8 protein-coding genes are annotated in these 8293 nt (G+C 75.0%); 4 read left to right on the top strand and 4 right to left on the bottom strand.

Translation table 11 applies throughout. The features are described 5' to 3' along the window. Window positions 1-64 precede the first annotated feature (64 nt). Together ACFU6K_RS22480 and ACFU6K_RS22475 are read right to left on the bottom strand one after the other, a co-directional pair. Window positions 65-727 (bottom strand): response regulator, encoded by a 663-nt coding sequence (locus ACFU6K_RS22480; protein WP_380665664.1) that lies wholly within the window; start codon window positions 725-727, stop codon window positions 65-67. After that, the gene (locus ACFU6K_RS22475) at window positions 724-2022 is read right to left on the bottom strand and encodes a histidine kinase (RefSeq protein ID WP_380665662.1); all 1299 of its coding nucleotides are present in this window, start codon (window positions 2020-2022) and stop codon (window positions 724-726) included. Before ACFU6K_RS22475 ends, ACFU6K_RS22480 begins: the two co-directional genes overlap by 4 nt. A 134-nt stretch (window positions 2023-2156) precedes the next feature. On the opposite strand from ACFU6K_RS22475, the gene ACFU6K_RS22470 reads away from it, so the two are divergent. Together ACFU6K_RS22470 and ACFU6K_RS22465 are read left to right on the top strand one after the other, a co-directional pair. Further along, a complete protein-coding gene (locus ACFU6K_RS22470; protein WP_380665660.1) occupies window positions 2157-3068 on the top strand; it encodes an ABC transporter ATP-binding protein in 912 nt (303 codons plus the stop codon). Continuing rightward, complete coding sequence (locus ACFU6K_RS22465) at window positions 3065-3937, top strand: ABC transporter permease (RefSeq protein ID WP_380665658.1); 873 nt, start codon at window positions 3065-3067, stop codon at window positions 3935-3937. The genes ACFU6K_RS22470 and ACFU6K_RS22465 overlap by 4 nt, the downstream gene beginning before the upstream one ends. 67 nt (window positions 3938-4004) lie before the next feature. Here the strand turns inward: ACFU6K_RS22465 and ACFU6K_RS22460 are convergent, their stop codons facing one another. Both ACFU6K_RS22460 and ACFU6K_RS22455 read right to left on the bottom strand, forming a co-directional pair. Beyond that, a complete protein-coding gene (locus ACFU6K_RS22460) occupies window positions 4005-4568 on the bottom strand; it encodes a DUF4291 domain-containing protein (RefSeq protein ID WP_380665656.1) in 564 nt (187 codons plus the stop codon). Window positions 4569-4685: 117 nt separating this feature from the next. Beyond that, window positions 4686-5447: a tyrosine-protein phosphatase gene (locus ACFU6K_RS22455; protein ID WP_380665654.1), complete on the bottom strand. Its 762-nt coding sequence runs from the start codon at window positions 5445-5447 to the stop codon at window positions 4686-4688. 332 nt (window positions 5448-5779) lie between these two features. Here ACFU6K_RS22455 and ACFU6K_RS22450 point away from each other — a divergent pair, with 332 nt between their 5' ends. Both ACFU6K_RS22450 and ACFU6K_RS22445 read left to right on the top strand, forming a co-directional pair. Further along, a complete protein-coding gene (locus ACFU6K_RS22450; RefSeq protein ID WP_380665652.1) occupies window positions 5780-6556 on the top strand; it encodes a GntR family transcriptional regulator in 777 nt (258 codons plus the stop codon). Window positions 6557-6723: 167 nt separating this feature from the next. Continuing rightward, window positions 6724-7839 carry a PucR family transcriptional regulator gene (locus tag ACFU6K_RS22445; RefSeq protein ID WP_380665650.1) on the top strand — a complete coding sequence of 372 codons (1116 nt, stop codon included), beginning with the start codon at window positions 6724-6726 and terminating at the stop codon, window positions 7837-7839. The last annotated feature ends 454 nt before the right edge of the window (window positions 7840-8293 follow it).

The following is an 8293-nucleotide window of genomic DNA, read 5'->3' as shown; positions in this document are numbered from 1 at the left end:
GTGCGGGGCCCGCTCCGGCGCTCTCGCTTTACCCGCTTTACGCGCTTTACGCGCTTTAGGTGCTTTAGGCGCTGACCAGCCCGAACTCGTAGGCCTGGATGACCAGGTGGACCCGGTCGCGGGCGTCGAGCTTGGTGAACAGCCGGGCGACGTGGGCCTTGGCGGTGGCCACGCTGATGGTGAGCTCCGCGGCGATCTCGGCGTTGGACAGGCCCCGGCCGACCAGGGTGAGCACCTCGCGCTCGCGCTCGGTGACGGCCTCGGCGACGGGCCTGCGGGGCTTGGCCGCGGCGTCGGCCTCCGGGCGGGCGGCGAACTCGCCGATCAGCCGGCGGGTGATGCCGGGGGCCAGCAGGGCGTCCCCGGCGGCGACCACCCGGACGCCGTCCAGGATGGTCTCCAGGGCGAGGTCCTTGACCAGGAAGCCGCTCGCCCCGGCCCGCAGCGCGCCGTAGACGTAGTCGTCGTCGTCGAAGGTGGTGAGGACGAGGACATGGGTGGGCAGGTCCGGGTCGGCGGTGATCCGGCGGGTGGCCTCGATGCCGTCCATGCCGGGCATCCGGATGTCCATCACGGCGACGTCGGGGCGCAGCCGGGCGACCAGTTCGACGGCCTCGGCGCCGTTGCCGGCCTCGCCGACCACCTCCAGGTCGGGGGCGTCGGCGATCAGTACGCGCAGGCCGGTGCGGATGAGCGGCTGGTCGTCGACCAGGACGACACGGATCACGGTCCCACCTCCACGGGGGGCTCGACGGCGGGATCGGCCGGGGTCTCGGCAGGCGGATCGGCCGGGGTCTCGGCAGGCGGATCGGCCGGGGTCTCGGCGGACGGATCGGCAGGCGGATCGGCCGGGGCCCGCTCCGGGAGCGGTAGCCGGGCGGCGACCCGGAAGCCGCCCTCGGGGCGCGGGCCGGCGGCGAACTCGCCTTCCAGCAGGGCGACCCGCTCGCGCATTCCGGCCAGCCCGTAGCCGGTGCCGGGGGTGCCGGTCGCCGCTCCGGCGCCCAGGTCGACGACGGTGACGTCGAGGTCCCGCGGGCCGTACCCGACGGTGACGTGGCAGTCCCGGGTGCCGGAGTGCTTGACCACGTTGGTGACCGCCTCCTGGACGATCCGGTAGGCGGCGAGGTCGACCTCGGACGGCAGGGGACGGGCTTCGCCGCGGCGGGTGAGCGCCACCCGCACCCCTGCGCCCGCCGCCTTCTCCACCAGCCGGTCCAGCTCGCCCAGCCCGGGCATCACGTCGAGCGGCGCCGACTCCCCCTCGCCCTGCCGCAGCGCGCCGAGCATCCGGCGCAGTCCGGCCAGGGTCTCCCGGCTGGTGGCCTCGATCGCCTCCAGGGCGGCCCGGGTCTCGGCGGGCTGGGTGTCCATGACCCGGCTGCCCATGCCGGCCTGGATCGCGATGATGCCGATGTTGTGGGCCACCATGTCGTGCAACTCGCGGGCGATGCGCAGCCGTTCGGCGGTGATGGCCTGCTCGGAGGCCCGGCCGCGCAGCGCCTCGGTGTGGGCCCGGCCCTGGTGCACGGTGTTGCCGATCAGCCAGGCGATCAGCACGGTGGCGGCGAAGCCCGCGTAGGCGAGCGGGTTGACCGGGTAGTCGTTGACGGCGCCCCACACCAGCAGCCCGGCGAGGGTGGCGAGCGGCAGTGCCAGGGCGGTGAGCGAGACCCGGCGGGAGCGGGTGGCCGCGCAGTAGCCGACCACCGCGTCGGCGATCAGGAACTGGAGCGGCGCCGCCTCCGGGACGCTCCACATCCCGAGCGCGAACATCCCGCCCCCGAGCGCCACCGCGATGGCGAGCAGCGGCAGCCGGACCAGCAGCGTCGCGACCAGGGTGGTGACCACCGCGGTGACCACCATCGGCATGTCCTCGGGGTTGCCGTGGTAGTTCAGCAGGTGGTGCAGCTCGTTCTCGCGCGTGAAGAAGCGGAACGCGACCAGGGCCGTCCACAGCGCCCCCACCCACACGCCGGCGGGCAGGCGCCTGAGCAGCGGCGGACGGGGTTCGGTGATCATGACGCGATGGTAGCGGCGGCCCGGACGACGGCACATTGGCCCGGGGGCGTAATCCCCGGGGCCAGTGCGGTCGTCCGCCGTTGTGGCCCGCGGCCCGATGCCCGGGCGGGGGCCCGACCGGCAGCGTTGTCCCCGTGATCGAGATCGAGCGACTGACCAAGCGGTACGGCGCCACCACGGCCGTCGACCAGTTGACCTTCACCGTCCGGCCCGGCACCGTGACCGGCTTCCTCGGCCCCAACGGGGCGGGCAAGTCCACCACACTGCGGATGATCCTGGGCCTGGACACCCCCACCGAGGGCGGTGTCACCGTGGCCGGCGTGCCCTTCGCGAGCCGGCCGCGCGGCCTGCGGCACGTCGGCGCCCTGCTGGACGCGGGCGACGTGCACGGCGGGCGCAGCGCCCGGGCCCACCTGTCGGCGCTGGCCCGGAGCAACCGCATCCCGCTCCGGCGGGTGGACGAGGTACTGGCCGAGGTCGGGCTCGGCAAGGCCGCCGGGCGCCGGATCGGCGGCTACTCGCTGGGCATGAAGCAGCGCCTCGGCATCGCCGGCGCGCTGCTCGGCGACCCGCCGGTGCTGCTCTTCGACGAGCCGCTGAACGGGCTGGACCCGGAGGGCGTGCTCTGGGTGCGCGGGCTGTTCCGCCGGCTCGCCGCCGAGGGGCGCACCGTCTTCGTGTCCAGCCACATGATGGCCGAGATGGAGCACACCGCCGACCGGCTGGTGGTGATCGGGCGCGGCCGGCTGATCGCGGACGAGAGCCTCGCCGAGTTCTCGGCCCGCAACGCGGTCTCCTCGGTGGCCGTCCGGGCGCCCGAACTCGCCTCGCTGGCCGAGGTTCTGAGCGCGGAGGGGGCCGACGTGCGGCTGACGGAGCCGGGGTCCGGGATCGTCACCGGGATGCCGGCCGAACGAATCGGCGAACTCGCGCTGCGGCACGGCGTGGTGCTGCACGAACTGGCCGCCCGGACGTCGTCGCTGGAGTCGGCGTTCATGTCCCTGACCGCCGACAGCGTCGAGTACCTGGCAGGAGAAGCCCGATGAGCAGCATGAACGTCATGACCCTCGGTTCCGCCGGTTCCACCGGTCCCGCCGCCGAACCGGCCCCCCGGTTCCTGGACCTGCTCGCCGCCGAGTGGATCAAACTGCGCTCGCTGCGCTCCACCTACTGGGTGCTGGCGCTGGCCTCGCTGGTGGCGGTCGCGGTCAACGTGAACGCCGTCCACACCGACCTGACGTACATCGACCACCCGCCCGCACCGATGCCCGGGCGGCCGCCGTACACCTACGACCCGCTGTTCCACGGCCTCGGCAGCATCGCGAGCGACCTGATGGCGGTCGCGGCCGGCAGCCTCGGGGCGATCACCGTCTTCGGCGAGTACACCACCGGCCTGATCCGCACCACCTTCGCCGCCGTCCCGGACCGGCGCGGCGTGATCGCGGCCAAGGTGCTGCTGATCGGCGGGATCACCGCGCTCGCCGGGCTCGTGGTCTCGGCGGTCTCCTTCTTCACCGTCAACGCGATGCTGGCCTCCCGGCACGTCGGGCTCTCCGTCACCGACGCGGGCTGCCTGCGGGCCGTGCTCGCCTACGCGGCGATCGTGCCGGTCTGCGCGCTGATCGGGATGGCGCTGGGCGCACTGCTGCGGCACGCCACCGCCTCGATCGTGTCGCTGGTGATGCTGATGTTCATCCTGCCGATGATGTTCGGCGGGGACCGCTACCGGTGGCTGAAGGAGATCGGCACCCACTTGCCGCTGGCCACCGTGCAGCGGCTCACCATCACACCGAACTCCAGGACCACGATGGGGAAGTACGCGCCGAGCGTGCTGGACTCGTGGATCACCATGGGGGTGTGGGGCGCGGCGGCGGTGGCGGTGACGGTGGTCGTGGTGCGGCGGCGGGACGTGTGAGGTCCCGGGCCGAAGGCCGTCCCAGGCCTCGGATCACCCCGGGCCTCGGATCACCCCGGGCCTCGGATCACCCCAGGCCGAGGCGTCGCGCCGTCGCGGCGGGCAGCGGGTACGGGCGCTCGGGCGGCAGCAGCCGCTGCGCCTTCGCCGCCTGCCCGCCGCGGACCAGCGCGGCGATCCGCTGCACCTGCGGGGTGAGGTCGGTGAGTCCGACGACCCACTCCTCGGCGTAGCGGCGGACCAGCGACCGGCCGATGCCCACCTGGATGCTGTAGTGGTTCAGCGCCGCCCCGCGCAGCGACCGCTCCGGGTCCCACTGCACGTGGACCTCGGCGCGGGCGACCTCGTCCGGGTGCGCGGTGGTCAGGACGGCGCGGGCGAGCGCCTCCTCCCAGCCCTCCCGGGTGATCCGGACCGCCAGCACCCTGGTCTGGCCGGGCTTCTGGGCCCAGTTGCTGCGGTGCATCAGCCAGCGGAACGAGGGCTTGATCCACGTCATCCGGTGGAAGCCGAACGGCGCCGTGAACCGGCCCGCCGCCAGGGCCGCGTCGGCGATCGCCGGCGGGTAGGCCTGGTAGAGCACGATCGTCCGCCCGTCGTGGTCGGCCCGGATCTCGCGCAGTGCGGTCACCCCGCGCCACCCCCCTTCGCCCCGGCACGCTGCCCGTCCGGCCACGCTGCCAGCACCGGCGGCGCGGTGCAACGGGATTAGGGCGGGCCAGCGGGCGCGGCGCCACGCCCCCCGGGCTCAGGCCGCGACGGCGCCCGCCTTGGTGCGGAAGGCGCCGAGGGTGGCCGCCGGGACGCCGCAGGAGGGGAGGAAGGAGGCGGCGCCGCCGTGGTGGGTGCGGACGCGGTCAAGGAAGACGGACATGGCCTCGGCCGGGGCCTCCAGGAGGGGCGCGGGGATGGTCAGGTTGCGGCCCCGGGAGTCGGTGACGCGGGAGGTGGTGCGGTCGTTGAGGGCGGTGCGGTGGCGCTCGGCGAGGCCCGCGAAGATCTGCGGCAGGGCGTCGGCGGTGCGGGTGTAGTCGGCGACGATGCGCTCGGCGGGGACGCCGAGGAGGTCCAGCAGGAGGGCGGTCAGCAGGCCGGTGCGGTCCTTGCCGGCGGCGCAGTGCAGCAGGACGGCGCCGGGGCGGACGGTGGCGTCGACGGCGGCGGCCACCGCGTCGGGCGCGGACTCGGCCAGCAGGACGTAGAAGTCGCCCAGGTCGGCGGCGGTGGCCATGGTGCCCATCCGCGCGGTGAGGGCGTCGGTGGCGGGGTTCACCGGGGCGGCGACGACGGATATCCCGGCGGCCTCGGCGGCGGCCCAGTCGGCGGGGTCGGTCTCGCGCGGGTCGCGCAGGTCCACGATGGTGCGGATGTCGCAGCCGCGCAGCTGGGCGACGGTGGCCTCGTCGGCGGCCGGGAACGGCTGGGCGGAGCGGTACAGCACACCGGGGCGGACGCGCCGGCCCTCGGGGTCGCCGAGGGCGGCGGCGTCGCGGAAGTTGACCAGGGACATGCGGGAGGCCTTTCGGTGGGGCCGCACCCGGGAGGAGACGGGGAGATCCGGGAGGCGGAGACATCTAGACGTCTAGATGTGTAACCCCTCGGGGGGCCGCCGGGCAAGCCTCGGTGGCGCGGGTCTCGCTGACGCGGGCCTCGGTGGCGCAGGTCTCGGTGCCGCAGGTCTCGGTAGCGCAGGTCTCGGTGACGCGGGCCTCGATCGGTACATCCTTCTATCCCACGCCCATCGCCCGCCCACGGCGACCCGGGAGGCGATGTAGGGCACAGGCGGCCCGGACGGCCCGAGCGGCACGGGCTTCCCGGGGCGGGCTCCGTAGGATCGGGCCCGTGGCGACGAACCCCCCGGACACCCCGAGCCCCCCGAACACCCCGGTGTACCGCCGCCTGGCCCGCCGGCTCCAGGAGCGCGTCGACGCCGGCGCCTACCCGCCCGGCACCCGGCTGCCCAGCGAGCCCGAGCTGAGCGCCGAGTTCGGCGTGAACCGGCTGACCGTACGGCAGGCGGTGGCGGAGCTGGAGCGGGCCGCCGTCGTGGAGATCCGCCGGGGTGTGGGCACCTTCGTCCGCCCGCCGGCCGTCCGGGTGTCGATCGCCGTGGACCCGCGCAGCCAGCGCTTCGACCTCGGCAGCGTGCCCACCGCACTGCCGAACGACGAGTCCACGGACGGCGAGTTCGTGGTGGCCGCCCCGCCCGTCACCGGCTCGGCGCAGGACGCGGAGGCGGCCCGCCAACTCGGCCGCACTCCGGCGGAGCTGTCCCGGGTGGACTCGGTGATCCGGCTGGGCGGGCGGGCCCGGGCTGCGTGCAGCTACTGGGTGCCGTTCGGCCCGCTGCCCGCCGAGCTGGTCCGGCCGGGCCGCCCCGGGAACCTGGTGCCGGACCTGGCGCGGGCCGCCGGGGTGGAGCTGGAGTACGACTGGCGGGCCTTCGGTGCCGTCGGCGCGGACCTCGCGGACGCCGAACTGCTGGGCGTCCCGCCGGGCACCGCACTGCTGGTGCGCGAGGGGGTCAGCTGCACGCCGGACGGCGCCCCCGCGCTGTACGTGCGGCGGCGGATCGACGGCAGCAGCGCCCGCTTCGTCCTGCACTTCCGCGACCGGTAGCGGGGGGCTGCCGCGGCGTGTGGCAGGGGCCCGCGCAGCCGGTGGCAGGGGCTGGCCGCGGGGCCTCCTCGGCCGGTGGCGGGGGGCGCCGCGCCCGTCCCCGGCCGGAGCGCCCCTGATAAATTCAGCGCCGAAATACCGGGCCGCACGGGGGTTGGCAGGACAGGGTGACCGAGGAGATCGACTACGACATACCGACCGAGCTGGGCGAGGTCTACCTCGTCCTGCTCGCGGACGTCTCCCGCACCGGCCGGCTGCTGCGCCGCGAGGAGCTGGAGCGCCTGCGAAGACTCGGCGAGCACTGCGCCGAGGCCGGGCACGGGCTGCGCGAGGTGGTCGCGCACTGCCTGGCGGCGGCCCGGCGGGCCTGGCAGACCCTGCCCGGGACGACCGCCGCGAGCAGCGTCACCGAGCTGCGCCGGACCGGGGACGCGGTGCTGGCCGCCACCGACGCCGCGCTGGCCGCGCTGGGCGAGGGTCACGAGCGGGCCCAGCGCCTGGCGGTCCGTCAGGAGGAGGCCGCCCGGCGGGAGTTCATCGACGACCTGCTGTTCGGCCGCAGCGACCTCGGACTGCTCGCCGAGCGCGCGGAGCGGTTCGGGCTGCGGCTGGCGGGCGCGTACACGGTGGCGGTCGCGGTGGGCGACGAGCCGTTCGCGGACGTCCATCCACTGGTGCACCGGGTGGAGCGGGAGCTGGCCGGGCGGTTCGGCGAGCGGGACGTGCTGCTGGCCAGCAAGGACGGCCGGCTGGTGTGCATCGCCCCGGACTCCGAGCGGGCCGTGCTGGAGGCCTTCGCCGACCTGACACTGCGTCCCGGGCCCGGGTACCAACCGGTCCGGCGGGTGGCCACCGGTCGGCGGCACTCGGGGCCGAGCGGGGTGCCGCGCAGCTACGAGGAGGCGCTGGACGCGCTGGACTACGCGCGGCGACTGGACCTGCCGGCCCGGCAGCTGCGGGCCGAGGAGCTGCTGGTCTTCCCGGTGCTGATGCGCGACCGGGCGGCCATGGCCGACCTGGTACGCACCGTGCTCGGCCCGCTGACCGAGGCGCGCGGCGGCGCCCGTCCGCTGCTGGACACCATCGCGGTGCAGGCGGAGGCCGCGTACGTGAACGCGGAGGCGGCGCGCCGGCTGGGCCTGAGCGTGCGCACCCTGGGCTACCGGCTGGAGCGGATCAAGGCGCTCACCGGGTACGACCCGGCGGACGCGCTCCAGCGCTTCACCCTGGAGACGGCGGCCATGGGGGCGCGGCTGCTGAACTGGCCGGAACAACCGTTGTAGTGCTCGGCACTACAGCAGCAGTGTCTCCCGGGCCGTAGCGCGCGGGACTACCGCCGTAGTGCGCGGCACGACGGCTGTAGTCCCCGCCTCCCCGGGCACAGACAACTGCCGTCCCGCCGCGCGAAACCCGCGCGGCGCCGCTGCGACCGTCCGGCGGCCGTCCTGTTGCCGGGTTGTTGCAGTGTCACGCGGGCCGCGTGTACCAGGGTGTCAAGAGGGCGTAAAGATTGCCGGATCCTGGCAATGTGCGGCGGGCCCCGGCGCTGTCATGATCTCCCCGGTGCCGAAGCGCGGCGCCGGCGGAAAGACGGGGGAGGGTGGCCGGGATGGGGGGATTCTTCACGGCCGCGCTGGCCTTTCCGACGGCGCTGTTCAGCTTCGCGCTGGTGGTGGTGGTCGGGTACTGGCTGCTGATGCTGTTCGGCGGCCTCGTTCCCGGCGCCGTGCACGGGCT

The organism is Kitasatospora sp. NPDC057512 (assembly GCF_042802135.1).
GTDB lineage: Bacteria > Actinomycetota > Actinomycetes > Streptomycetales > Streptomycetaceae > Kitasatospora.
The sequence above is the reverse complement of the archived record's forward strand: the minus strand, read 5'-3'. Positions and strand labels throughout refer to the sequence as shown.